Source organism: Clostridium sp. (assembly GCF_050717545.1).
Classification (GTDB): domain Bacteria; phylum Bacillota; class Clostridia; order Clostridiales; family Clostridiaceae; genus Clostridium_AD.
This window is the reverse complement of the sequence record NZ_JBOITN010000003.1, coordinates 21,232-46,929: the sequence shown is the minus strand read 5'-3', so window position 1 is coordinate 46,929 and position 25,698 is coordinate 21,232. Positions and strand designations below refer to the sequence as shown.

20 protein-coding genes and 1 pseudogene are annotated in these 25,698 nt (G+C 29.9%); 6 read left to right on the top strand and 15 right to left on the bottom strand.

Going from position 1 to position 25,698, the window contains the following annotated elements; all coding sequences use genetic code 11:
* Window positions 1-625 precede the first annotated feature (625 nt).
* Together ACREVX_RS00630 and ACREVX_RS00625 are read right to left on the bottom strand one after the other, a co-directional pair.
* Complete coding sequence (locus ACREVX_RS00630; protein WP_431542115.1) at window positions 626-1,432, bottom strand: DUF7402 domain-containing protein; 807 nt, start codon at window positions 1,430-1,432, stop codon at window positions 626-628.
* 217 nt (window positions 1,433-1,649) lie between these two features.
* On the bottom strand, window positions 1,650-2,117 hold the full coding sequence (locus ACREVX_RS00625; protein ID WP_431542114.1) for an S-ribosylhomocysteine lyase: 468 nt from the start codon (window positions 2,115-2,117) through the stop codon (window positions 1,650-1,652).
* 360 nt (window positions 2,118-2,477) lie between these two features.
* On the opposite strand from ACREVX_RS00625, the gene ACREVX_RS00620 reads away from it, so the two are divergent.
* Entirely contained in the window at window positions 2,478-3,296 is an 819-nt protein-coding gene (locus ACREVX_RS00620) for a flavodoxin family protein (protein WP_431542112.1), read from the top strand.
* 92 nt (window positions 3,297-3,388) lie between these two features.
* Here the strand turns inward: ACREVX_RS00620 and srtB are convergent, their stop codons facing one another.
* From srtB to ACREVX_RS00600, 4 genes and pseudogenes are all read right to left on the bottom strand, one after another.
* Window positions 3,389-4,120 (bottom strand): class B sortase, encoded by a 732-nt coding sequence (srtB, locus tag ACREVX_RS00615; RefSeq protein ID WP_431542111.1) that lies wholly within the window; start codon window positions 4,118-4,120, stop codon window positions 3,389-3,391.
* On the bottom strand, window positions 4,117-4,914 hold the full coding sequence (locus tag ACREVX_RS00610; RefSeq protein ID WP_431542110.1) for a YibE/F family protein: 798 nt from the start codon (window positions 4,912-4,914) through the stop codon (window positions 4,117-4,119). Before ACREVX_RS00610 ends, srtB begins: the two co-directional genes overlap by 4 nt.
* A gap of 81 nt (window positions 4,915-4,995) precedes the next feature.
* Window positions 4,996-6,726 carry a purple acid phosphatase family protein gene (locus ACREVX_RS00605; protein ID WP_431542109.1) on the bottom strand — a complete coding sequence of 577 codons (1,731 nt, stop codon included), beginning with the start codon at window positions 6,724-6,726 and terminating at the stop codon, window positions 4,996-4,998.
* A gap of 235 nt (window positions 6,727-6,961) precedes the next feature.
* Window positions 6,962-7,273 (bottom strand): annotated as a pseudogene (locus ACREVX_RS00600) (adenine nucleotide alpha-hydrolase family protein); the annotation flags it as partial.
* Window positions 7,274-7,823: 550 nt separating this feature from the next.
* Between ACREVX_RS00600 and ACREVX_RS00595 the strand changes: the two are divergent.
* Complete coding sequence (locus tag ACREVX_RS00595) at window positions 7,824-8,159, top strand: hypothetical protein (RefSeq protein ID WP_431542108.1); 336 nt, start codon at window positions 7,824-7,826, stop codon at window positions 8,157-8,159.
* Window positions 8,160-8,339: 180 nt separating this feature from the next.
* On the opposite strand, the gene ACREVX_RS00590 is transcribed toward ACREVX_RS00595, so the two are convergent.
* The 4 genes from ACREVX_RS00590 to ACREVX_RS00575 all read right to left on the bottom strand — a co-directional run bounded on the left by ACREVX_RS00590 (window position 8,340) and on the right by ACREVX_RS00575 (window position 12,486).
* Window positions 8,340-8,876, bottom strand: a complete 537-nt coding sequence (locus tag ACREVX_RS00590) for a ferritin-like domain-containing protein (RefSeq protein WP_431542107.1) — start codon at window positions 8,874-8,876, stop codon at window positions 8,340-8,342.
* A gap of 324 nt (window positions 8,877-9,200) precedes the next feature.
* Window positions 9,201-10,439, bottom strand: coding sequence for an ATP-dependent Clp protease ATP-binding subunit ClpX (gene clpX / locus ACREVX_RS00585; protein ID WP_431542106.1), 1,239 nt, complete (start codon window positions 10,437-10,439; stop codon window positions 9,201-9,203).
* Between the two features lie 439 nt (window positions 10,440-10,878).
* A complete protein-coding gene (locus tag ACREVX_RS00580; RefSeq protein WP_431542105.1) occupies window positions 10,879-11,886 on the bottom strand; it encodes a DUF3231 family protein in 1,008 nt (335 codons plus the stop codon).
* 93 nt (window positions 11,887-11,979) lie between these two features.
* Window positions 11,980-12,486 (bottom strand): CBO0543 family protein, encoded by a 507-nt coding sequence (locus tag ACREVX_RS00575; protein ID WP_431542104.1) that lies wholly within the window; start codon window positions 12,484-12,486, stop codon window positions 11,980-11,982.
* A 432-nt stretch (window positions 12,487-12,918) separates the two neighbouring features.
* Between ACREVX_RS00575 and ACREVX_RS00570 the strand changes: the two genes are divergently transcribed.
* The 4 genes from ACREVX_RS00570 (at window position 12,919) to ACREVX_RS00555 (ending at window position 17,173) form a co-directional block, all read left to right on the top strand.
* A complete protein-coding gene (locus ACREVX_RS00570) occupies window positions 12,919-14,700 on the top strand; it encodes a putative bifunctional diguanylate cyclase/phosphodiesterase (protein WP_431542103.1) in 1,782 nt (593 codons plus the stop codon).
* Window positions 14,701-15,289: 589 nt separating this feature from the next.
* On the top strand, window positions 15,290-15,976 hold the full coding sequence (ftsE, locus tag ACREVX_RS00565) for a cell division ATP-binding protein FtsE (protein WP_431542102.1): 687 nt from the start codon (window positions 15,290-15,292) through the stop codon (window positions 15,974-15,976).
* Window positions 15,942-16,787, top strand: a complete 846-nt coding sequence (locus ACREVX_RS00560; RefSeq protein WP_431542101.1) for a permease-like cell division protein FtsX — start codon at window positions 15,942-15,944, stop codon at window positions 16,785-16,787. Before ftsE ends, ACREVX_RS00560 begins: the two co-directional genes overlap by 35 nt.
* A 209-nt stretch (window positions 16,788-16,996) precedes the next feature.
* Window positions 16,997-17,173: a hypothetical protein gene (locus ACREVX_RS00555; RefSeq protein WP_431542100.1), complete on the top strand. Its 177-nt coding sequence runs from the start codon at window positions 16,997-16,999 to the stop codon at window positions 17,171-17,173.
* Between the two features lie 524 nt (window positions 17,174-17,697).
* Here the strand turns inward: ACREVX_RS00555 and ACREVX_RS00550 are convergent.
* The 5 genes from ACREVX_RS00550 to ACREVX_RS00530 all read right to left on the bottom strand — a co-directional run bounded on the left by ACREVX_RS00550 (window position 17,698) and on the right by ACREVX_RS00530 (window position 25,669).
* Window positions 17,698-20,307 carry a cation-translocating P-type ATPase gene (locus ACREVX_RS00550; protein ID WP_431542099.1) on the bottom strand — a complete coding sequence of 870 codons (2,610 nt, stop codon included), beginning with the start codon at window positions 20,305-20,307 and terminating at the stop codon, window positions 17,698-17,700.
* Window positions 20,308-20,568: 261 nt separating this feature from the next.
* Window positions 20,569-22,731 carry a glycoside hydrolase family 3 N-terminal domain-containing protein gene (locus tag ACREVX_RS00545; RefSeq protein ID WP_431542098.1) on the bottom strand — a complete coding sequence of 721 codons (2,163 nt, stop codon included), beginning with the start codon at window positions 22,729-22,731 and terminating at the stop codon, window positions 20,569-20,571.
* A 105-nt stretch (window positions 22,732-22,836) separates the two neighbouring features.
* Complete coding sequence (locus ACREVX_RS00540; RefSeq protein ID WP_431542097.1) at window positions 22,837-23,829, bottom strand: LacI family DNA-binding transcriptional regulator; 993 nt, start codon at window positions 23,827-23,829, stop codon at window positions 22,837-22,839.
* A gap of 103 nt (window positions 23,830-23,932) precedes the next feature.
* Window positions 23,933-24,769: a carbohydrate ABC transporter permease gene (locus ACREVX_RS00535; protein ID WP_431542096.1), complete on the bottom strand. Its 837-nt coding sequence runs from the start codon at window positions 24,767-24,769 to the stop codon at window positions 23,933-23,935.
* Window positions 24,770-24,793: 24 nt separating this feature from the next.
* The gene (locus ACREVX_RS00530; RefSeq protein WP_431542095.1) at window positions 24,794-25,669 is read right to left on the bottom strand and encodes a carbohydrate ABC transporter permease; all 876 of its coding nucleotides are present in this window, start codon (window positions 25,667-25,669) and stop codon (window positions 24,794-24,796) included.
* Window positions 25,670-25,698 lie beyond the last annotated feature (29 nt).

The window sequence follows — 25,698 nt, the reverse complement described above, 5'->3', positions numbered from 1 at the left end:
ATCTTTTTCGGTAAATAATATTTTACTCATTTGCCACCATCCAATCTATATATAAATTATACAAAAAAAGCACCTATAATCCAAACACTTTTTTTTCAAGTGTCCTTCCTATAGGTACCATTATAAAGTTGTCATTATTTTTACGCTTTTTTTTAATGCTCTTAATCATCTTATCTTTCTCCCTTCCATTAACTTAATATAATGTTAACATTATAAAACGTTTTCAGTATTTAACTATCATTGCTTTTTACTGCAATTTTATGACTTTCAGTATAAAAGATTATGTTTTAAACATAATCAACCATTATAATCACCAGTACTTCTTATTTGTTAATACCCTTAGTATTGAGAACCATACTTATTATTTTGTTACCAAATATAAAATCTATGGTAAATTCCATAAAAATGGACAAAGATTAAACGGCCTTAGCCCCCTGAAATTTAGGGCTTTAGCCGTTTAAATTCTGTAATTTAATTGTATAATCAGTACATCATGAGAAGTTATCCCATGCAAATTGAAACATTATCTTCATCTACTTTGACTGGTGGGTTGTATTTAAACTTATGAATTGTTCATCGTTAAAATCATTTTAAGTCCTCCACCATTACCTTATTGTCTTCTATTTTAAATATCCTTACCATACACTTGAATTTCCGTCAGTGCTGCAAAATCGATTTCTTCTTCAGCCTTCTTAAAATTCAATAATTTAATCCATGTAATTATTTTTTTATCAAACTCAAAATATTGAGCATCACAAGACTTTACTGGTTCAACAATTTTATAACTTCCATCAGAAAATTCAATTCTAATAAAGTTCCAATAAGTATCATGTGGGTAATCTGCTCTTAAATATAAAGCTATCTTATCCACTTCTACTTCTCTACCAAAATTAACACTAATTTCGGCATCTTCTCTTTGCCATGTTCCCCAAGACTGGTAAGGCCATCTGCCATGTCCTTGTGTATCTGTTCTTCCATCAATAACATTTCGTGCAGCGAAAACTGCCTCATTCCGAGTCTCCACATTTGCTGTTGCATGAGGATAATATGTTGTTTCTCCTCGCTTATCCATTACATTTTTTGCAAGGTCTCTATAGGCGTATATTTCTTCTTTTCTAGCCTTGTGTATACTGATATTATGTTCTATTCCTTTAAAGGTATTTTCAGAGTATGGCTTAGTATCTTCATCAAAGGGAATCTCAAACTCCAATGTATTCCCCACCACATAGATTAGAGCCTCATCTAACTCATCATCCATCTTAATCACTAAATATTTATCTTCAGATAAATTTGTAAAACAAATTTTATCTCCTTTTTGATAACTTTGTCCATAAACAAGTGAAACATTATCATACCCTAAAACTTTAACTATTGTAGCATTGACCTTATCTCTTATCTCTACTGTCAGTTCTTTTATAATTGTTTGACCCATAACTATACGCCGCCTTATCAAAGTTTATATTTTTTTGTTGCTATTACCTATATAAATTCTCAGCTAATTTTTCTCTAAAGTTATCCTTGGACATTAGTCAATGGTTTAATCCCATCATATTGCGTCTGATTCTTTAATTGTTCAAATTTCACTACTTTCATAATAGTCATCCACTTTTACAAGTAGGAGACTTTCCTTGTAAAATTCCATTAAAATCCTAAGATTTTATTTCTGGATAGTTTACATTTAAAGAAGTTGCATTAAGAAGAGTATCAAGATATTCCTGTACATCCTTCTTTGCTCCTATTAGGTCCATATCCGAATAATTACCACACTGATCTGGTTGTGCTCCTGGTATCTCTCCTTCAAACGCCAATATAAACTTCATCATATCTTTTACTACCTCAATACCCTTTGTCTTATCTATATTCCTCATAATCATGTAGAACCCTGTTCTACACCCCATAGGGCCAAAATAGATAACGTCTTTTGCTATATCTTGACTTCTTAGAAACGTAGCACCAATATGTTCAGTAGTATGACAAGAACCTGTTGACATAACCTTTTCCCTATTAGGTTCTTTCATTCTAAGATCATAAGTAATGACATCCCCATCTATCCTAGATTCATAAAAACCTCTTAATAACTTAATATGATTAACTTGAAAGCTTGATATTACTTCCATTATTATCTCCTCCTAATTTTTATTATATAACTCAAAGTCATCTATCTCTCTTTAATATGTTATATACCATTATAACATATCAAATATTAAGGATTAACCTTAGATAATTTTAATAAGTAAAATTAATTTATACCATATAATAACATCTATATCTATAATAAATTTCATAAAAGCTGGCAAAAATTAAGCGCTCTTAGCACACAGACATTACTTGCTATAGCCGTTTATATTCTGTGTTTTAATTATTAAACTTAATAATATAATCAGCTAGATTATTAGGTTTAACTTTTGCATTAATATATGTTAAAATTATATTATTTAATTGACTTATATATTAATATTATTACAGGAGGAAACATTATGAATAAGAAAATAAATACAGTTGTTTTTAGTCCAACAGGTACAACAAAAAAAGTGGTGACTGGGCTATCTGATACTATTTTAAAAAATTTGAATGTAGAAAAGGTATTGAAAAATATTAATTTTACATTACCAGATAGTAGAAAGAAATCTGTCTGCTTTACAGATAAGGATATTGTTATTGTAGGCGTACCAGTTTATGCAGGAAGGGTACCAAATATATTACTTAAATATCTGAATACTCTTAAGGGTAATGGTGCTTTGGCAATTGCTGTAGTTGTTTATGGAAATAGAAACTATGATGATGCTTTAATTGAACTAAGAGATATTTTGAATTTTAATGGTTTTACTGTAATTGCAGGGGGGGCATTTATTGGCGAACACTCATTTTCTAAAATTCTTGCAAAAAATAGACCTGATGAAAAAGATATGGATATAGTAAGTGATTTTGGTAATGAAATATGCAAAAAACTAATGATACAAGATAACCTATGTACCGTTGATGTAAAAGGGAATACTCCCTATAGAAATTATTATATGCCTAAAGATAATAATGGTAATATTGCAGATATTAGAAGGGTTACGCCCAAAACAAATAGTAATTGTATTAATTGTAAAGTTTGCGTAAATGTATGCCCTATGGGTTCTATTGATTCTGACGATGTATCTAAGTTGAATGGTATCTGTATTAAATGTGGTGCTTGTATTAAAGCATGTCCTACTGGAGCTAAATACTATGATAGTGTAGATTATTTGAGACATAAAAATGAATTAGAAATTAATTTCGAAAAAAGAAGAAAACCAGAATTATTCATTTAAAGTAGATAATATCTACTTTAATTTTGATTCCCTCTATTTTATGACTTATAGCACAACATCTACACCTATTAATGGCAAGCGTTAGGGCGTGTTTATTTTAATACTGCACATACTATTGTTTTTGCATTAGTAAATTCGTAACTGCAGGTATATAAAGTTATAATATTGTTATAATCGTTGCCTTCAATCACTTTTTTATATATAGATTTTTCTTTTAAAAACTGTATATAATTTGCATAATCTTTAGTGGAAGTGAACTTAATCTTTAAATTATCTTTCTTCTCATCTAATACAAAAACCGAAAAAATTTCATACATATATTCCTTATCATCTTTAACTATTTTTATAATACCACTTTTAATATTTTCAACATTTTTATATTTATTTATTTGATTAAACATAGTACCATCTTTCATATGATGGCCATAGAAAACTATGTTTTTTTCTGTATCTAAATTCATATCATTTCTATAATCAATAAAAATAGTTCCAGATTCACTTTTTTGTTTATTAAAATTTTTATGTAAATAAAAATCATTATCTTTTCCTTGAACAACTGGATAATCTATATCAGTATTAGGGATATTAATCCACAATTTATAATCTGAGTTAATAGCTTTTAATTTATTTTCTTTTGAATCTTCCATTTTATCAGTTTTTTTCGGTGGTGTAACCGTAGCTGCTTGCTTAATTTCTTTAAATTCAGAGTAGTTTTTACGATCTTTGTAATGTGAAAAGTCTTTATAAAACAATTTTAAAGAACAAACTATTACTACCAGGATAAGAATTATACTTATTAACTTATTAATATTTATTTTATTCATAGTTCTTTTTGAAGGGCACTTTTTATTGATTTATTAGTTAGTAGTTGTGAAGCTATGAATGATACAATTGGTACAGTTAAAACTACAGCAACGATTCCTGAGAGTCCCTGCATAATTTCTATACCTATTGAATACATGTTTATTAATTGATTATATTTCATGCTATATACATATATTAATATTAATGTATTGAGAGCTCCTCCTGTATATGCCAATATAAGTGTATTTGCATTTGCTCCCATTATATCTCGTCCAACATTCATTCCTGATGAAAAAAGTTCCTTTTTAGATAAATTAGGATTTGTAACATAAACTTCATTTATTGCAGATGCTACCGATATACTAACATCCATAACTGCACCTAATGATGCAATTAGTATCCCTGCAAATAAAATTCCACCAACCTTCAAATTTGTGTTATTAGCAACAAACACTAATTCCTCTACCTCTGAAACATTATATCCAGATATATGTGTAAAATAACCAAAACCTACGGCAACCCCACCTGCAACCATTACTCCAATTACAGTTCCTAGAATTGATGCTACTGTTTTTATACTATAACCACCAATTAAATAATTTGTGACAATGGTAATAAGCATGGCTACAATAACTGCTGATAAAAATGGCGAGTAACCCTTATATAACATTGGTATAAACAAAAATATAAATAATAGGTGCCCTGTAATAACTATAAATTGATAAATTAAAAACAATAAAAATCCTATAGCAAGCATAAGGATTATCATTCTTCGTAGCGTTGTAAATTTATTCGCAAATAGTTTTTCAAACATAATATTTCTCCTTAAATTACAGGAGTATACATCGCATACTCCTGTGGATATTAACTAATATTAATTTTAGATAAGCTAATTTTATTTATTAACTATTTTCAAAATCCTACGTTTATTTAAGTAAGCTACTGCCACTAAAGATGAAATGAGAATAACTACTGTAGTATTACTAGAATTCTCTCCCGTTTTAACACTTCCAATACCTGTAGAAGTAGCAGCAGGTGCCACTATTACTTCTGTAGGAGCACTTGGAATTGTTACCGTGGTTACTGGTGGAACTATTGGATCAACTATTGCTACCTCTTCAGAAGTTTTTATAATTGAATATGTATTATCAATTTTTGCACCATTATCTGTTCTGTAAGTATTTATAGTAAAGCTTGTATCATTAATAGATATATTTGAATATGTTGGTACATTTTCCTGCCATCTCTTTGCAATATATGCTTGCTGATGTGGAACTAAATCATAATATTTACTACCTGATGCAGAGTTTGCAGTCATGTATAAAATCCCATTTGGATTTGTAACACTTCCATTTTTAAGAGTTACGTCTTGTACAGAGTTAGTGTCTTCAATACTTGATAAATATTCATTATATTTTGAATCAATTGGAGTTTTTCCATCTTCGTAATCATCAAATTCATCATCACTTATTGACTTAGATGTATCTTGTACTCCACCATTTAATATTAAAGATCTTGAATATGTGTGATCATGTCCAGTAAGAACAACGTCTATTTTATTATCCTCGAAAATAGGGACTAATTGATATCTTAAGTTAACTATACCTGGTTCATTAGAATGTTCACCAGAACCATATATATCATGATGAATTGTTACAACACGCCATTTTGCATTTGGATTTGATTTAACAGCTTGCTCAACTAGCTGTTTGTGCTCTGCCATATTAGTGTTATTATCATTTAACATAATAAACAAGGTATTACCATATGAGTAGTAATAGCTACTTCCTGCTGGGGTAAGTCCTAATTTAGATGTGTTAAGATTATTAAAATGCTGAGAATAGTTAGTATTAGGAGAATCATGATTACCTATTGCTGTAGAAACAGGTAATGACTTTAATGCTTCTAGACTTAAATATCCTGCATATTCAATCTCATTTCCAGTATATATTGGATTTTCCTTATCGCGTGATTGAATTTGATCTCCTGCTGATAGTATAAAACTTAGATTAGGCTGTGCTTTTAATGCAGTATTTATAGTGTTATTCCAATTAAAAGCATCATTTCTTACTGCAATATCTTGACCTTGTTCTGTTGTTGAACCAGTAGCCCGGTTACCACTTGAAGAACCTATTTGTGGATCACCAACATATAAAAAGCTAAAACTTTTTGTACTCTGAGTTTTATAAACAGTAGCATTGGTCCATTTTCCAGCTACCTCATAACTGTAGTAGTAAGTTGTGTTTTCCACAAGATTTGTTGCAGTAGTTTTATTTGATTTGTAGCCATTAGCTACAGATGTACTAATTACACTTAGTTCTTTTGCATCACTCATATCTTGAGCTTTTCCGATTTTTAGTTTTGGAGCAGTAACGGTATCTTTTGAATACCATGCAAAATTCAACTCTGTTGCATCCTTGCCAATGGTTAATGACATTTGTACTGGGTTATTTTTAATTGTTTCCCACGTAGTACACCAATCATCCCATTTACCATTCTGGGATGATTGCGTTTGACTTGCCTCCGTCCATCCATCATTATCTGCTGCAAATACTGAAATACCTGTAGTAGTAAGAATTGATGCAACCAAGAAAGCAGTAATTAATTTTTTTCTTACTTTTAACATATTTTATACCCCCTATAAGTATATTATTTTATTACCATTAATAAGTAACTATCATTATATTTATAAGTATAGGCTTATAATATTACAAAAATATTATGGTAATGTTAATTGTACGTTAATTTACAAGAACAGATTATTACACTTTATGTGGCAAGATATAAATTTTCCGGAAGTTTTGAGAGTTATTCTAAAAACTGGGACGAAGACGATTAAATAAAAGCTATTGATTTAAATCAATATTCTTCAATTTATTTCCAACTTTATCCATAATATTAATGTCGAAAAATTCATCCCTTTCTTCAGCACTAACCTCTACTCTCGCTATATCTTCATGGTGGCTTACCCTTATCTGCCTAAATCCTAAATCTAATAAAAACTGTTCTGCCCTTTCAACCATACTTAACTTTTCCACTGTTATCTCATTACCATATGGAAACCTTGATGATAGACATGCAAATGCTGGCTTGTTCCAAGTAAGTGCACCCAATTTCTTAGACAATTTTCTTATATCATTTTTTGTAAAACCAGCATCCTTTAATGGTGTAATTGCTATAACACTATTACCTAAAACATCTGTTGCAACCTTTAAAAGAAATGTGCTGGCGTAATTATAAAATCTTTAGCAATTAAGTTAGCTACCTCATCTGGATTATTTGCTATATATTCAGTAGCCCTTTTCTTAGACTCCCAAGCCTAAAGGCAAGTGGTTCTTAGGTACTAAATAACTCTCTTTAACATCACAAATGATATTAACCTAATTATTTCCCCTAAAAATTTCACTATCAAGAATTAAGTCCTTCATATATAAAATTCTATAAAAATATTATTAAAGAATATATGGAATAAAACATAACAATATTGTACAATAAAAGTAATTTATATAATAATAATTTTGAATAGAGGAAAATATAGTGGAGAGTGGAGAAAAAGTCACGATTAATTAATATATGTCTAGCTGGTTTTAAATTTTTGGAATTATGGTTGAACTAAAAGCATAGAAAATAAAAAAATTGCTGATAAAATTATAATTGATAACATTATTGAAGATAAAAAGAGAGCAGATGAAAAAGCAAGTAAAAAAAAGGGGGCGGATTCTTATGTTACAATCGTTATTAACTGGTGGGATAGTAATAGCAAGTATAATAATTCTTCTTAAATGGGAGAAAGTTAATAAAAATGTTGAACGTGAAAAAGTGATTGTAGTTGATAAAAAAGAAAGAAATCGAGTAAATAAAAATTATATACCACATTGTCCTAAGTGTTCATCATCAAATGTAAAACCTGTTAAAAATGGATTTGGAGTAGGTAAAGCTGTTATTTGGGGAACGTTATTAGGCCCTATAGGATTAGCTAGTGGAGCTATAGGTGCTAATAAGATTGAGATGAAATGTATGAATTGTGGACACAAGTATAAGAAATACAACTCAAAGTAGGTATTGATACTAAGCTCAAAAGGATGGATTAACAAGAATTAGGTATTTAACATCGTAAATTTAGTTCATAAACGATGTTCCATATGATAATTATAGTGCTAAAGAGTTTAGATAAATAAAAGCTATAAATAATGGAAGCCATTTGGCTTCCATTAAAAGTTCCATACATTTACTTTTTACTTAGTCCAGCCTGCGAATCAAATTTTCATTTACTGTACGAATCCACTGTTGATTCAATTGATCATCCTTGCCAAAACCTTGCATAAACTCAGATTGTAAGCATAATGCTGAATCTTCCTCTTCAATTTGTTCGTGAATTAGTGATAACCCACCTTCAGATACAGGTATAGTATATAACCAACCTATTGTACCATGATCATTATCTGCCTTCGCCTGTTCTAAAACAGCATAAAGCTTTTTTGTAGTTACTATTTCAGTAGCATAGTATTTTTCAAGTATTTCTTTAATATCCTTGAATTGATAATTATCATAAGCAGATACATTTATCTCATATTTAGCATTCTTATCATCTAAGTAACTAATAATATGTTTATAATGATCATACTCACCTTCAGCCTGCACACCAAAAAATGATGCCCATCCATCTAAATCTAAATCGGAAAAGTATCCTTGCATGTTGCGATAAATATTATGGTTATTTAATTCATGAGATATTTGCTGATTTAATAAAACTAATGTTGCTTTGGTTAATAACATTTAATCCCCTACTTTCATTTAATTATATTCAATATAATTAATATTATGTTGAGTCCTTTTTTATTACTTATGCCTTCTAAATAATCTACCTTTTTAAAAAAATCATTTTTCTTATGTATTAATAGCTATACCAATCATTTCATTATTGCCTAGAGTAATAATGTTTATTAAAGAAAAGAGAAAAACTAGGAGAAATGATATCCTTAGTTCAGAGATTTTATAGTTAAATATTAGTTTTAAAAAAAGAGATAACTTAAAGTTATCTCTTTTAAAATAGGATAATTTAATGCAGCTATCCCAACATATCTTCAAATACTTTGAAGCTTATAATGATTCAACCGCTACTTGTGATTCTACTTTAACTTCTATGTCAGTTACTATAGGCAGCTCTTTATTTATCTTAGCATAAACATTAAGTATATAGGCTTTGTCTATATAGTAATCTTTAGTGTCATCGGAAGGAGCATCAAATCTTAAATCTCTTAAAACTCTCGAAACAATACTAACGAGCCCTCTAGCACCCATCTTTTCTTCAATGGCAATATCTGCAATTGCTTCAAGGCAATCAGTGCTAAACTCAAGATTTTTCCCCAAATAAGCAAATATCTTTTTATACTGTTCAAACACACTAGTATCAAGCTTAAGTACCTCAATAAGATTATCTCTTGATAATGGATCTAAATTTGATAATACTTGAAATCTACCAAGCAACTCAGGAATTAACCCAAACTCCTGCAAATCTTTTTTAATTATGTTTGTCCTAAGATATTTTGTATATTCGTAATCTTTTTCATAATTCTTTACAGTTGATTCTACTGTACTAGCTACATCAAAACCTAATGATCTAACAATTCCTGGCTTAGTAAACTGTTTTAATCTATTATTGGGACTGAATTTAAGACGATTTTCCACAATAGTTTCAATACCATCAAAAGATCCGCCTGCAATAAATAAGATATTAGTTGTATCTACCTCAATCATTTTACTTGTGGGATTTTTACGACCTCCACCTTCTGGTACTCTAACAATACCACCTTCAACCATCTTAAGTAAACCTTGCTGAACGCCTTCTCCTGATACATCTCTTGTAATAGTCATGGTCTCACCCTTTTTGGCTATTTTATCAAGTTCATCAATAAATATAATTCCTTTCTGGGCAAGTTCAATATTGCCGTCTGCCCTTACTAAAAGTGAGTAAATCATACTCTCAATATCATCACCAACATATCCAGCCTCGGTCAAACTTGTAGCATCACCAATAACAAATGGTAACTCAGCAATATCTGATAATATTTTAGCTAATAAAGTTTTTCCAGTACCTGTTGGTCCAGTTAGTAATATATTGTGCTTTTCTAGTTCTATACCAGTTGCAATCCTTATCATATGATTATGTAATTCTATAGATAACTCTATTTTAGCCCCTTCTTGTCCTATTATAGACTGATCTAATAGTTCTTTTATCATTTTTGGTGTTATTGTTACCTTTGTTTCTTCTGATGTTATATTTTCGTTTAATTCCTCTTCCTGCTGTGGTTTTGTTACTATACTTCGTTTATTAAACATTTAATGCACCATCCTTTTAAATTTATACTACCTTTTTATACTTGCTATTTTTTATAAAGTTACTTTTCATTACTTTAATACTACTGAGATGTTTAGCAAGTGATTGAGTATTTTTCTTATTATGTATATTAATAGTGTCAAATAAATCACGTTGAACTTCTTTGCTCATTGGATATCTAACATCAATTCTATTTATATAGCTTACAATAACTTTAACATAAGCTAACAAAAAAAACTTAAATTTGTAGCTAATATAATAAAATTCTATTCTATATAGATTATATTTACAATTAAAACAAGTAACCCCATATCATTAGATATGGGGTTACTTGTGACAACATATATGGCAAATACGAATTAACATAAATCCACCTAGTCCAAAAATAAGTTTAAAGAAAGACATGAAAACATTTGTTAAAATCTTTTATCAAGAAAATTATTATTGTTTTCCTACTAAATCTTTATGTTTTAATACAGCTGGTGGTTGTTCGAGCCATTTATTATCAATCATGATTTTAGCGCCATTTTGGGAGTATTTCATAGTTTGAGCTGTGTATTTAACATATATTGCATACAAATCTACTCTTAAACTTTCTGACATAGCCATGCCAAGACTACCTACAGCTGAAGCGGATGACACTAATATATGAGTTAGCATCAATTTTTCCGAAAAAGGTGATATTGTAGAATCAGTTACAAAAGAATCTGGAGTAGAAGGAATTGGAATATCGTCATTTGAAAAAACCTCTGTTAATTCAGCGATTATTTTGGATGATAAATCTCTACCTTTAAAGAAATAATCTGATATTTCTTCATTCTTTGAAACCTGTCCGAATCCAGTAGTCATAGCTCTTCCAACTATATTTGAAAAAGTAATTCCAAACAATTGAGTAACTTCGTTTAAAAGCATTGGTCGTTTTTTACCCAAAATCCCTAGCAGAAAATTTTGGCTTTTAACATATTCAACTTTTTTAGCTACTTCTACAAATGGTGCTCTTATAAATATACCCTTTGATAATCGTAAATCTGCTGATTTGTTATATAGCTCTATAGAATTATTAATGCGTTTCGAGAAGTAATCTCTAATATCAGAACGGGCTATTTCATTTAAAATTAATGTGTAATTGTGCATTGCAATTCTTGACATATATGATAGATATGCCAAGTAGAAAGTATCTGAAAATAATCGTGGGGCATTAATATTAACATCATTATCCGTAAATCCATCTGGCAAAGGTAATCCCGCCTGATTAAAAAGCTCAGTAAGTTCTGTGACATTTTGATTTGACATATCAAATGTTTGCTGCAAAACGTCACGTATTTTCTTATCTTCTACTCTATTTAGAAAATAGCTAAGAACTCTTACTATTAGGCTCTCACTCATATAAGCATTCCATATCCCCGCTATTTCAGGTGCAATTAGTGGTACTGTTGTTTTTTTATTCATAAAAAACCTCCATTATAAATTTTTAGTTTTATATTTTATAAAATCAATTTGTAAATACTTGTATTCAACAATATAAGTATTTACAAATTCATTTTATTTAATGCTGTTATATGGTATATTCATAAAAAAAAATAAAATATGAGGACTCAATAGTGCAATAATCCAGGCATATATTGGTTTTTTATAATGAAGATATAATAGCGAGAACAATATATAATTGACTATGATAGAAAACCATATATTCCAACCATTAAAATGAATAAAATACCCCAATTTCATACCAATTAATTCTGCTATAGTATAGAGCGCAACATAAAATGAAATATGGGTAATGATTTTCATTGTTTTTTTAGGAAAATTAGGAATAAATAACATTACCATACTTGGATATACTGTTATACTAATAAATAAATCGGAAAAAGTGTGATTTAATATTTTTGTTTTATATTGCCATAATGCGTGATTATATGTTAAAAGAATACATACAACATTACTCAAAATAAAAAATAAAATTGTTGGATAATATTTTTTCCAATTCCTCCAATCCCCTGATTTATAACAGATACCAATAGATATAACTGCAAGAAATATAAGATACATAAAAACACCTACCTAACTCAATATAATAATAATTAGCAGTGGATAAATCATAATATTAATATGTCCCAATTTATTCGAATTATGTTTTTAATAAATTAAATTTTACAATGACTAATAACTATTTCGGATATAAAAATCATACATCCGTTTAATGTGCAATATAATAATTATAATCATAATTAAAGATACTATTTTTCCAAATGTCAGTTGTAATTGCTATATATATTATAATTTATTGGAAAAATACGGTACCAAATTGAGATAAGCTCATAATATAACAATAGAATTACTTTTTAAAGACATTTCAGAAGGAAAGTCACCTTCTGAAGTCGTCAATACATCTTCTATGAAGATGTTGCAGCTACGCAGGAGATGATTTAATAGTAGGTACTCTTTGTCTATATTAAAAATCATGAAAGGAAAGGTACATACATGGATTATTCTAAATATACTTGTGAACAATTAATTGAAAGAATAACTGAGTTTGAAATGCTTAACAAGGAACTCTTGATAGAAAAAGATCAGGAAAGCAAACTCAAGTTTGCCTGGTCTGGAAATTTGGGGCACTGGTATTTCAATATTAGAACTAATTCTGTTGTTTTTAATAACTTAAAAATAACTACTTTAGGCTATACCATGGAGGAGTTGCCGCAAAAAGTAAGTTATCAATTTTTTACAGATAAAATACATCCAGATGACTATCAGAACACGATGAATGCTATGCTTTTTCATATGCAAGGTAAAACCAGTATTTATGAGACTGAGTACCGCATTCAAGCAAAGGATAAAAGTTGGAAATGGTTTTATGATCGAGGTAAGATAACACAAAGAGATATTAATGGAAAACCTGAATTTGTAGCTGGTATAGTTTTTGACATAACCGCTAGGAAAGAACAGGAAATCAATTTAAAGAAAAAAAATAATAAGCTTATATATATTGATGAGTTAACTAGTGGTGCAAATAAAAAATCCTTTAATTTAAATGCTGAAAAACTTATAAGAAACAATCAAAAACAATACGTTTTTATTGCACTGGATATTGATAATTTTAAATTAATTAATGATATTTTGGGGTATGAAAAGGGAGATTCACTTTTAAAGCATATGGCTAATATAATATTTAGCTATATTAATCAATATGAAACCTTTGGGCGTATTACCGCCGATAAGTTCCTTTTACTTCTTGAATATGTGGATAAAAACAAACTAGAATGTAGGTTAAAAATAATCAATGAAGAAATTTCTAACTTTGAGTTTGATACTGACTCTAATTTTAATATAGTTGTATGTTCAGGTATTTTTGTGATTAAGGATACTAATATGGCAATTGATACTATGAACGATCGAGCAAGTCTTGCAGCTAATATAATTAAAGGAGGTTTCACCAGTGCGTATTTTTTCTACAACGATGCTATACGCAACAAGATAATTATAGAGAATACTATTGAAAACGAAATGTATAAAGCTTTACAGAATAGAGATTTTAAGGTGTTTTTACAACCTAAATATGATCTTAATACAGAAAAAATTTCAGGAGCAGAAGCACTAATTCGATGGCAGCACCCACAAAAAGGGATGATAATGCCAAACGATTTTATTCCTATTTTTGAGAAAAATGGATTTGTGACTAAGATTGATATGTATGTTTTTGAGGAAATATGCAAATTGCAGAAGGAATGGTCACAAGAAGGTCACAAGCCCCTTATTGTATCAATAAACCAGTCAAGACTTCATCTGAATAACCCAACATATATAGATACATTAAAATCTATTTTTTATGAATATGATATACAACCTGGCGTCATAGAATTAGAGATAACTGAAAGTGCATTTCAAAGCAATATGGATATTATATTTGACATCACGAGAAGACTTCACAAAATTGGTTTTAGACTATCTATTGATGATTTCGGATCAGGCTACTCATCATTAAATGTGTTAAAGGATATTTTTATAGACGTTGTGAAACTTGATCGTGAATTTTTAAAAGAAACGTCAAATTCAGCCCGTGGAAAAATGATAATTAAAAGTATTATTGCGATGGCTAAGGATTTAGAAATAGAAACAGTAGCAGAGGGTGTTGAAACAAAGGAACAGGTAGAGTTTTTACGTGGAATAGGTTGCGATTTGGCCCAAGGTTACTATTATGCAAAACCTATGTCCATTTTAGATTTTAAGACTCTGTTAAAAAAAGATGAGTACTATTTAAATTAAGCAATGGAGGATGAAAATGGCTTCTAAAAGAAGTATAGCATACATTTGAAAGAATGACGCCACTTCATCTGGTACAGACCCAATATAACTACAACAACCCCAAATGTTCCAAAATAGGAATCCTGTTGAATATTTTTTGTAATATATAGAGATATACAACTGATTTTTAGAAAATATTAGCCCTTATATTTGAAATTTATGTTACAATTAATATAAGAATAAACTATAATTTAGGATAATTTTATGGGAAGTAATAAGTAATGTCCAATTTATGGATATATATTATTTATGAGAATTGAAAAACCTGAAAAATTTAAGTAGTTCATAAAGTTCTTATAAGCGAAAAAACTTACCGACTTTCTTAAATAGATAAGTCGGTTTTTTATTCTTATATTCTCAACATTGTCTACTAAAGCTATACTTTTTAGTGCTTTATATTCTGTGATTTTTATTGCTTTAAAAAAGGTTATAAAATATTCTAAAACATGATTTTTTAAGTAAAGAGTTACAATACAACTGTAATTTATGACAAAGCAAATAATAGTGATTTTATTAGTTGCTTACTTTAACAGGATAAGGAGGATTATATATGATACAACTAAAAAAAATAACTAAGATTTATGATAATAACGTAATTGCATTGTCCAATATAGACATAACTATTAAAAAGGGGGAGTTTATATTCCTTGTAGGTCCTAGTGGAGCGGGTAAATCTACTTTTGTTAAGATACTTCTAAAAGAGATAGACCCAACTACAGGTAGCATTTTTATAAACAATCTTGATATAACAAAATTATCTAGAAAAAAAGTACCATATCATAGAAGAAAAATCGGAGTGGTTTTTCAAGATTTTAGATTAATTGATACATTAAATGTTTATGAAAATGTGGCTTTTGCACTTAGGGTAACAGAATCTAGCGAAAAAGATATTAGAAAAAAAGTACCTTATGTTTTAGACTTAGTGGGACTATCAAAAAAACATATGGCATTTCCTAATGAAATTTCTGGTGGAGAGAAACAAAGAGTATCACTTGCAAGAGCAATAGTAAATAATCCTACTTTGCTAATAGCCGATGAGCCAACAGGAAATCTAGACCCTGCAACAGCATTAGGTATTATGGATATTTTAAAGGATATTAACAAAGCGGGTACTACTGTAATTATGGCAACACATGCAAAAAACATAGTAGATGCTATGAAGAAGAGGGTACTTGCTTTAGAAAAAGGTGTTCTAGTTAGAGATGAGCAAAGGGGAAGATACGGTTATGAAGATTAGTACTTTAAATTTATTATCAAAAGATGCTTCAAAAAATCTTAGAAACAATGCTACTACTAGCATTTCCTCCATGACTTCAATAATGTCAACGTTATTTATTTTAGGACTATTTGTGCTATTCATGTTGAATCTTAGAATGGGAATTATCGGTATATACTCCCAATATGAAGTGCGGGTGACTTTAAAAGATGATATAAAGATTACTGAACAGCAAAATATAAATAAAAAAATATATGCGTCGAATGTTGTATCTAATATTACTTTTAAAAATAATACTCCCCTACCAGCATCATATATATTAAAAGTGAATGGACAAAATGATATACCTAAAATAATTTCTCAATTCAAAGGTGTACAAGGTATAGATAAAATTAACAGTAGTCAAAACATTCCTAATAAAATTTTGGGAATGATTAAAATAATTCAATGGTTAGGAGTAATACTTTCTCTTATACTTATGGTAGCAACATTTTTTTTGATTAAAAATACAATAAAACTTGCTATATATTCAAGAATTAATGAAATTAATATGATGCAATATCTTGGTGCAACAGATTGGTTTATTAGACGTAAATTTATTTTTGAGGGGATAATAACTGGATTCTTAGGTTCAATGTCCGCAGTAATAGCACTTTATTTCTTATATAGTTTTGCATATCGCCAAGCAAATTCTTATTATGCAACACTGTTCATTAGTTTTATAAAGCCGTCGTTTATATTCACAACTATATCTTGGAGATTTATAGTTATTGGAATAATTCTAACTACTATAGGAAACATTTTTGTTATAAAAAAGTTATTAACAGTTTGAAAAACGGTATATTATTGCTGATACATCATACTCCCCCCCTCTGCACGATATGAATACTTAACGAACTTTGGCTATTTAACTTATATATAAATTAATTTAATTATCGAAAACTATTATTTTTATTTACTGTTATTCATTAGTATAATATATCTCATTGTAGGGCAAAATAAATTTACATTAAAAATATTGATAGATGGAGGTAGTTATAAATGAATAAAAATGATGGTATTTCCAAAAATGACAATTACACCAAAAACGCTAATAAATATGATGTAGAATTTAGTAGTGAAATTAGTGAAGAACAAAAAAATGACTTGTTAAATCAATCAGATTATTCAAATATTACTGACGAACAAATCAAGTACCTATTAGCAAACAATAATTAAAGTAGATAACATGAAATGCTGAAACTCCTACGCCTAAAGGCAGGGGGTTCTTAGGTGCTAAATAATTAGTGTTAACATCACGAATGATATTAACACTAATTATTTCCCCTAAAAGTTTAATAATCAAGAATTAAGTCCAATCCACTTGCGATATTATAACGCACGTTTCAAGACGTTTTTGTAGCCCCTCAAAATTTATTTCTTCAACATAAAACCACATTACAATTTTTTAATAACTCACTCGCCATTATGTTGTGCTATTGATGTCTCATATCGGCTTGTACTCTATATAAATCTTTCAGTTTTTTTTAGCCTTACTATATTTCTTTGAATATTTTCATTCTAATTTGACACCTTTTTTAATAGTACCATTTTCATTAAACCCCAATTCTTGTTTTTTTTATTCATCAATGGTTTTCAACCATTAATTATATTTGTTATATAAATATTCTCCCTCAACATAAGATATAACAAAGATAGTTAAAGATGCATCTAGCTCCGCAGGAGATATCCACCGAAAGATTTTATGAGCGATGCAAATTTACTAATAGTTTATATATTTGAATAAGAATTAGAGGCATAAGAGAGAAGCCATATATTATGCCATGTTGATTTAAAGTTAAGGGGGCTACTTCAAAAACTCCCATAAGTGGCTCAAATCTTAAAATAAGTTCTAAAAGTAAATAACCTAATATGGTGGCAATCCATAAATATCTATTTGAGAAAACTCCTATTTTAAATATTGATTGCTGTGACCTTGAGTTAAATCCATGGAGCAATCTTGATAAACATAATGTTGCAAATGCCATTGTACTTGCAACTATTTTATCACCGGTTGATAATCCTATATGGAATACTGCCATAGTCCCTAGAGCAATGAGCAATCCTTCAATTATTACTTGCATTGCAAAGGATTTATTTAATATAGGTGAATTTGTATTTCTAGGCTTTTCATTCATTATATTTTTATTATGAGGCTCAAGTCCTATTGCAATAGCTGGAAGACTATCTGTAACCAGGTTGATAAATAGAAGGTGCACTGGTGCAAAAGGCATTGGCAGTGCTGTAAGTGAAGCATAAATCACTGATAATATACCTGCCGTATTCCCTGATAATAGGAATTTAATTGAATTTTGTATATTTGAATATATACTTCTGCCATTGGAAATTGCCTTTATAATTGTTGAAAAGTTGTCATCCATAAGCACTATAGAAGCAGCGTCTTTAGCAACCTCAGTACCCGTTATTCCCATAGCAATACCAATGTCTGCTTGCTTTAAAGCAGGTGCATCATTTACACCATCACCAGTCATTGCCACAACATTCCCTAGTTCCTGCCATGCTCTTACTATTCTTATCTTATGCTCTGGGGATACTCTTGCATATACAGAAATATTCTTTACCACAGTTTTAAGTTCTTCATCACTTAAGGAGTCAAGCGCGTATCCATCCATAGCTTCAGATTCGCTATTCAATATCCCAATTTGTTTTGCTATGGCAGAGGCAGTTATTTTATGATCTCCAGTTATCATTACTGGTTTAATACCTGCCTTTATACAATCTGACACAGCTGTAGCAGATTCCATTCTTGGAGGGTCCATCATGGAAATGAGCCCAACAAATATTAAGTCGTTTTCATCATTAATACCAATTATTTTGCCATTTTCTATTTCTTTATAAGCAAAGGCTAAAACTCTCAGTCCACTTTCAGAAAACTCCTTATTTACTCTTTCAATATCCCTTTTGTCATCCTCGGTCAGAATTTTAACTCCACTTGATGTGACTACTTTTATTGTTCTTAATAAAAGTATATCAAGTGCACCCTTGGTTATCATATATGTTTTGTCTTTAAGTTTATTGGCTGTACTCATTAGTTTTCTATCAGAATCAAAGGGTACTTCAGAAACTCTTGGATAATCTTTTCTAATATCTAACTCATCCAAATCATATGTTTCACCTAGGTTTACAAGTGCAACCTCAGTAGGATCTCCAATCTGTTTATTTTCAATAGTTACAGCATCATTACATAATAATGCCATTAGTACAAGGTTCTTTTCCAAAAGCTTCTCATGATCAAGTTCATCATGAGAAAGTACCTTTTCATCAACATATAACTTTTGTACAGTCATTTTATTTTGTGTCAGCGTTCCAGTTTTATCTGAGCATATTACTGAAATACCTCCTAAGCTTTCAACTGCATGAAGCTTTCTTACAATAGCATTTTCACGAGACATCTTTTGAGTCCCAAGGGCAAGAACTATTGTTACTATTGAGCTTAATGCTTCAGGTATTGCAGCAACAGCAAGGGATACAGCAAACATTAACGATTCAATAATTGCATGTCCTCTAAATATATTCAGGGCAAAAATAAGGGATGATATTACAAGTATTACAAAGGCAAGTTTTTTCCCGAAGTTATCTAAATTAACCTGTAATGGAGTCCTTTTTTCCTTTGCAGTTTCTAAAAGGTTAGCTATTTTACCTAGTTCTGTTTTCATTCCAATAGCAGTAACTACAATTACACCCCTTCCATAGGTTACAAAGCTTCCGGAAAACACCATATTTTTTTTATCACCGATTGCTACATTATCTTCAGTTATTATTTCAGTTATTTTCTGAACACTTTCTGACTCACCTGTAAGTGAACTTTCATTTATTTGAAGACTGTAATTTTCAATTATTCTTCCATCAGCACTTACATAATCACCTGCATCTAAATACAATATATCGCCAACTAGCAATTCCCTTGAAGGAATTGCTAGTTTTTGACCATTTCTTAAAACCTTGGCTGTTGGTGAAGAAAGAGCCTTAAGACTATTCAAAGATTGTTCCGCCTTGATATGCTGAACAGTTCCAAGTATTGCATTTATAACAACAACTATAATAATAACAAGTGTACTCTCAAATTTTCCAAGAAAAGCTGATATAACTGCAGCACCTATAAGGATTAGTACTAAGAAGTCCTTAAATTGTTCTAAGAATATCTGTATGTGACTTTTTCTAGCTCCTTGGGTTAATTCATTAAAGCCCTCTTCTTCTCTGCGATTTTTTATTTCAAGTTCATTTAGCCCCTTCTCTGTAACACCGAGAGTTTGCATCACCTCTTCTGATGTTTTATTATAAAATATGTTCATTAATCTTCCCCTTCCTAGAGCAGTTATTATATTATTATCAATATATGCCTAATATATGCCCAATATGACTTTATAGTGCTATTACGAATTTGATATTTATTGTTCTTGTCATAATTATTTTTTTCCTCCATTTTATTCTCCCCCTTTGTTAGTCATTTAATCCAAAGCCGCAAATACCATATCCTCAGATTTCAATAAGAAACAATAGGTGAGAAACTAAATCGTTATCGTTATACGTATTTTTTTTATATATATTTATACTTAAACTAATTTAAATTTTAGAATTTGTACTTCACTTGAATTCGGCCCTATCATCACTGTGAATTTACCCTTTTCTGACTTAAACTCATTACTTAAAGTATAGAAACGTAACATTTTCTCACTGATTTCAAAAGCAACTTCTACTTCTTCTTTAGCCTTTAAATCAACTTGTTTAAAACCTTTCAACTCTTTAACTGGTCTTACTACACTACCACTTATATCTCTTATATATAATTGAACTGTTTCCCTACCATCTATCTTACCTATATTTTTAACATTAACTTTTACAGTTATTTTATCTTCTTTAGTCATTTCACAGTTATCTAAAGTAACTTCACCATATTCAAAACTAGTATAACTAAGCCCATATCCAAATGGATATAATGGTGCATTAGGTGCATCTAAGTAATGAGTAACATATCTCTCTGACTCTTCATTTAACTTTGGTCTTCCCGTATTAAAGCAATTATAGTATACAGGTACTTGTCCAACATTGTATGGGAATGCCATAGTTAGCCTAGCGCATGGATTAACATCCCCAAATAATATGTTTGCTATTGCATTTCCACCTTCTGTTCCAGGGTACCAAGCTTCTAATATAGCGTCAGATTTTTGTGAAAGCTTATTTATATCTAATGGTCTACCATTAAATAATACAACTGCTGTTGGCTTATTTAATTTTAATATTTCTTCAGCAAATTTTTCTTGAACTCCAGGTAATTTAATATTTGTTCTACTTCCACCTTCTCCACTTAAATCAGCATTCTCTCCTAATGCTAGAATTATAACATCAGCTTCTTTTGCAACATTTATAGCATCTACAAAGTCTTGATCTGACATAGATTCTATTTTACATCCACATCCATTTGATACTTGCACTCTATCCTCTCCTAGTTTATTTATTAATCCATCTTTTAGCGAGACTGTTTCTTCAAACTTTCCTTGCCATGACCATCCACCTAAAATTTTATTATTATCTGCAAAAGGTCCTACCACTGCGACTTTTTTAACATCTTTGCTAAAAGGCAAGACGCCTTCATTTTTTAAAAGAACCATTGACTTCTCAGCTGATTTCCTTACAGACTCTCTATGCTTTTCACATAAAAAAAGTTTAGCCTCTAATTCCTCATCTGCCCCTCTAAACGGATTTTCAAACAACCCCAAATCTTTCTTTAATTGAAGAATTCTCATTACACCTTCATCTATTAAATCTATATCAACATTTCCTTCCTTCACTAGCTCTTCTAAATTATGGATATAGTGAGGTGTCATCATTTCTATATCAACTCCAGCTTTTATAGCCTTTTCTGCTGCTTCTTTTCCATCTTCCGCTACCCCATGAGAAATCAATTCTCCTATTGAACCCCAATCAGATACAACTATCCCATCAAAATCCCATTCTTCTCTTAATACATCTCTCATTAGCCAAGTGTTACCTGATGGTGGAACACCATCTACAGTATTAAATGCAGTCATTATCATTCTAGCACCTTCTTCAATAGCTGCTTCATATGGTGGCAAATAATATTCTCTTAAATTTCTTTCAGACATATTTACAGTATTATAATCTCGTCCACCTTCTGCAGCTCCATAAGCAGCGAAATGCTTAACACAAGCTACTATGTTTTCATCACTAGTTAAATCTCCTTGATAACCTCTTACAAATGCTCTTGCAAAAAGGCTATTTAAATATGGGTCTTCCCCTGTTGCTTCCATAACTCTTCCCCATCTTGGATCTCTAACTAAATCAACCATTGGTGAGAAGGTCACATGTATTCCCCCTGCTGCTGCTTCTTTTGCTGCTACAATAGCAGATTCTTCAGCCATTTCCATATCCCATGAGCATCCAATAGCTAGTGGTATTGGGTATATTGTTCTATATCCATGAATAATATCTGCCATAAATAATAAAGGAATTTTATTTATACTTTTTTCTAAATAAGCGCTTTGAATCTCCTTCATTTCTTTTGCTCCTGAAATCCCTAAAACAGAACCAGCTCTATTTATTTGATTTGGGCTTATATTCAAATCTTTCATTGGACCAGTTACTTCACCCTTATTATTATCACTAAATATAAGTGGAGCTAATTGCAATAATTGGCCTATTTTTTCTTCAATACTCATTTTCTCTAATAGTTCTTTTAGCTTAATATTTTCACTCATAATCATCTCTCCCTAACTTTTACATTTCTAATATTTAATATTTTCTAGAAACGTTTCGTATTTTTAAAAATATATCCCAACTATTTATAGTCGGAATGCTGAAAATTATTTTACTTTTTTTATTAAGCTTTCTCTAATTATGAACTCAGTTGATAGCATTTTACTTTTATTATCAAAGTTACCTTTTAAATTATTAAATAATGTGTGGGCTGCAAGTACTCCTAAGTCATATGCGGGTCTTCTTATTGTTGTAAGTTTTGGTGTTATATAATTGCATAAGAGTATATCATCAAACCCCATAACTGATACTTCCTCCGGGATTTTTATATCTGCTTCTTTCAATGCCCTTATAGCCCCTATAGCCATTTCATCATTTGCTGCACATATTATCTCTGGCAAATTATCATTTTCTATAAATTCTTTTGTTATATTGTATCCACTTTCTTCTTCAAAATTTCCTATGCAAGCCCATTCACTTTTAAGGTTTAGCTTAAAATCCTTTATACCTTCCATAAATCCTTCATAACGCTTCTCGCTATCATAAGTTCCAATTGGACCATTTATTAAAGCTATATCATTATAACCTTGATGTGATGCGAACTTTATAGCATTATAACAAGCATTTTTATTATCAATTAAAACATTTGATATATACTCATTATTTAGTTCTCTATCAAGAACTACTATAGGAAATTTACTTGTAGCATATTTTTTTATTATTTCATCACTTATTGTAGTTGATAGTATTATTGCTCCATCCACTATAGATTGAGAAAATAATTTAGTTACTTTGTTTTTTCCTACCATACATTCTGCTACAACTATTTCATAGCCATTGGCTTTTATAACATCTCTAGCCCCTCTTATAATTTCACTATATATAGGTCCATTAAAGTTATTTAAGAAAACACCTATTATTTCTGTCTTTTTAGTCTTTAGACTTCTTGCAATCCCACTTGGCTTATATTCAAGTTTTTTTGCTGCATCTATGATTTTTCTTTTAGTTTTTTCACTAACACTGCCCGTATTATTTAAAGCATAAGATACAGTAGAAATAGATACCTTGGCCAATTGAGCTACATCTTTAATATTACTCATTTAATCTACCTTTCTATATTTATTTTATTAGTTTAATAAATAAGTATACTTTCCATAGTGGAAAGTATACTTATTTATAAAACTATTCTATCATTCAAAGTAATTATTTCATACCCGATACATTGAATCCATCTAAGATATATTTTTGAAAAGCTATAAACATAATAATAATTGGAATCACCATAAAAGTCGAACCCGCCATTTGTAACGCATAATTACTAGAATATTGTCCTTTTAATAAAGATAAGCCTACTGAAAGAGTATAAAACTTTTCATCATTAGCCATTATTAATGGCCATAAGAAAGAATTCCATCCAGCAATAAAAGCTAAAATTCCTTGTACTGCAATGATAGGACGACATACAGGTAGAACTATTCTAAGAAAAATCCGTGCTTCACTTGCTCCATCTAATCGAGCTGCCTCTAGTAATTCATCTGATATATTAGACATGAACTGTCTAAATAGAAATATTCCAAATGCCCCAACTAATCCTGGTAATACAATTCCAACCATTGTATTCGTTAGTCCTACCTTGCTTAATATTAGGTAAACAGGAATCATTGTAACTTGTCCGGGAATCATCATAGTTGCAAGTACCATATAAAACAAAACTGTTTTCCCCTTAAATTTATACTTTGCAAATCCATATCCAGCCATAGCATTTAAAAATAACCCTCCAAATGAACATGCCACAATTATTAATGTATTTTTCAAATAAAGTAAAAAATTAAATTCTGTGAAAAGCTTTTTGAAATTTTCAATAGTAAGCTGTCGTGGCCAAATTGTAGGAGGAATCCTCATGATTTCTGCATCTGTTTTTAACGAAGATAATATCATCCAAATAAATGGAGTTATCATAAATAAGCCTCCGACAGCTAAAATAACTCCTACAATTATTTTGGCTGTCTTATTTTTACTTTTTTTTCTTATTTTATTCATCTAAAAAATCCCTCCCTACTAAATTTAATTATCATTATTTTTTTTCTGAATTCTGAATTGAATTAATGTAATTATAATTATTGCAATAAATAGGATGAATGAACCTGCTGCTGCGTATCCAAATTTACTTAATTGGAATCCATTTCTATAAATAAATAATGCCATTGAGGTTGTGCTATCTAACGGTCCGCCATTAGTCATTATAAATGGTTCTTCAAAGAATTGGAGCCATCCGATCATTGTTGTTATTGTTACAAAAAATATTGCAAACCTAAGCATTGGCACTGTTATTTTAATTAATTGTTGCCATTTGTTAGCTCCATCAAGCGATGCTGCCTCATAATAATCTTTAGGTATCCCCTGAAGTGCGGCTAAAAAAATAATCATATTAATACCAATTGCACGCCATAATGCTAATATAATAAGTGAAAATTTAGCTATAAGTGGATCCTGTAACCAATTCACTGCTGAAATATTAAAATATGATAATATATGATTGAAAAAACCAAAACTCGGATTATATAAATAACTCCATACAATAGCTACTGCTACTACATTTGTAATTGATGGAGTGTAAAAAATCACTCTAAAAATTCCAAAAAATTTAGATTCTCCAAATTTAATCATAACCGCAATACCTAATGAACATATTACTACTAAAGGAACTCCAATAACTACATAAAATATAGTATTAACTATTGATTTTATAAAAATAGGATCTTTGAAAATATTTTGATAGTTTTCAATTCCAATAAAATTTATCTTAGACCAATCACCTAATCCAATTAAACTCATATCAGTAAAGCTAATGAAAAAGGCAAGAAAAATTGGAAGCAATGAAAATACCAATAATAATATAAGTGCAGGAGAAATAAAAATATAGGGAGTACTTTTATTCATAAATTTTTTCATATTTCTAACAGATCCTT

Coding starts and splice junctions, on each gene's coding strand:
- ACREVX_RS00630 (WP_431542115.1), bottom strand. CDS start 1,432: ATGGGTCAAACAATTATAAAAGAACTGACAGTAGAGATAAGAGATAAG.
- ACREVX_RS00625 (WP_431542114.1), bottom strand. CDS start 2,117: ATGGAAGTAATATCAAGCTTTCAAGTTAATCATATTAAGTTATTAAGA.
- ACREVX_RS00620 (WP_431542112.1), top strand. CDS start 2,478: ATGAATAAGAAAATAAATACAGTTGTTTTTAGTCCAACAGGTACAACA.
- srtB (WP_431542111.1), bottom strand. CDS start 4,120: ATGAATAAAATAAATATTAATAAGTTAATAAGTATAATTCTTATCCTG.
- ACREVX_RS00610 (WP_431542110.1), bottom strand. CDS start 4,914: ATGTTTGAAAAACTATTTGCGAATAAATTTACAACGCTACGAAGAATG.
- ACREVX_RS00605 (WP_431542109.1), bottom strand. CDS start 6,726: ATGTTAAAAGTAAGAAAAAAATTAATTACTGCTTTCTTGGTTGCATCA.
- ACREVX_RS00595 (WP_431542108.1), top strand. CDS start 7,824: ATGTTACAATCGTTATTAACTGGTGGGATAGTAATAGCAAGTATAATA.
- ACREVX_RS00590 (WP_431542107.1), bottom strand. CDS start 8,876: ATGTTATTAACCAAAGCAACATTAGTTTTATTAAATCAGCAAATATCT.
- clpX (WP_431542106.1), bottom strand. CDS start 10,439: ATGTTTAATAAACGAAGTATAGTAACAAAACCACAGCAGGAAGAGGAA.
- ACREVX_RS00580 (WP_431542105.1), bottom strand. CDS start 11,886: ATGAATAAAAAAACAACAGTACCACTAATTGCACCTGAAATAGCGGGG.
- ACREVX_RS00575 (WP_431542104.1), bottom strand. CDS start 12,486: ATGTATCTTATATTTCTTGCAGTTATATCTATTGGTATCTGTTATAAA.
- ACREVX_RS00570 (WP_431542103.1), top strand. CDS start 12,919: ATGGATTATTCTAAATATACTTGTGAACAATTAATTGAAAGAATAACT.
- ftsE (WP_431542102.1), top strand. CDS start 15,290: ATGATACAACTAAAAAAAATAACTAAGATTTATGATAATAACGTAATT.
- ACREVX_RS00560 (WP_431542101.1), top strand. CDS start 15,942: ATGAGCAAAGGGGAAGATACGGTTATGAAGATTAGTACTTTAAATTTA.
- ACREVX_RS00555 (WP_431542100.1), top strand. CDS start 16,997: ATGAATAAAAATGATGGTATTTCCAAAAATGACAATTACACCAAAAAC.
- ACREVX_RS00550 (WP_431542099.1), bottom strand. CDS start 20,307: ATGAACATATTTTATAATAAAACATCAGAAGAGGTGATGCAAACTCTC.
- ACREVX_RS00545 (WP_431542098.1), bottom strand. CDS start 22,731: ATGAGTGAAAATATTAAGCTAAAAGAACTATTAGAGAAAATGAGTATT.
- ACREVX_RS00540 (WP_431542097.1), bottom strand. CDS start 23,829: ATGAGTAATATTAAAGATGTAGCTCAATTGGCCAAGGTATCTATTTCT.
- ACREVX_RS00535 (WP_431542096.1), bottom strand. CDS start 24,769: ATGAATAAAATAAGAAAAAAAAGTAAAAATAAGACAGCCAAAATAATT.
- ACREVX_RS00530 (WP_431542095.1), bottom strand. CDS start 25,669: ATGAATAAAAGTACTCCCTATATTTTTATTTCTCCTGCACTTATATTA.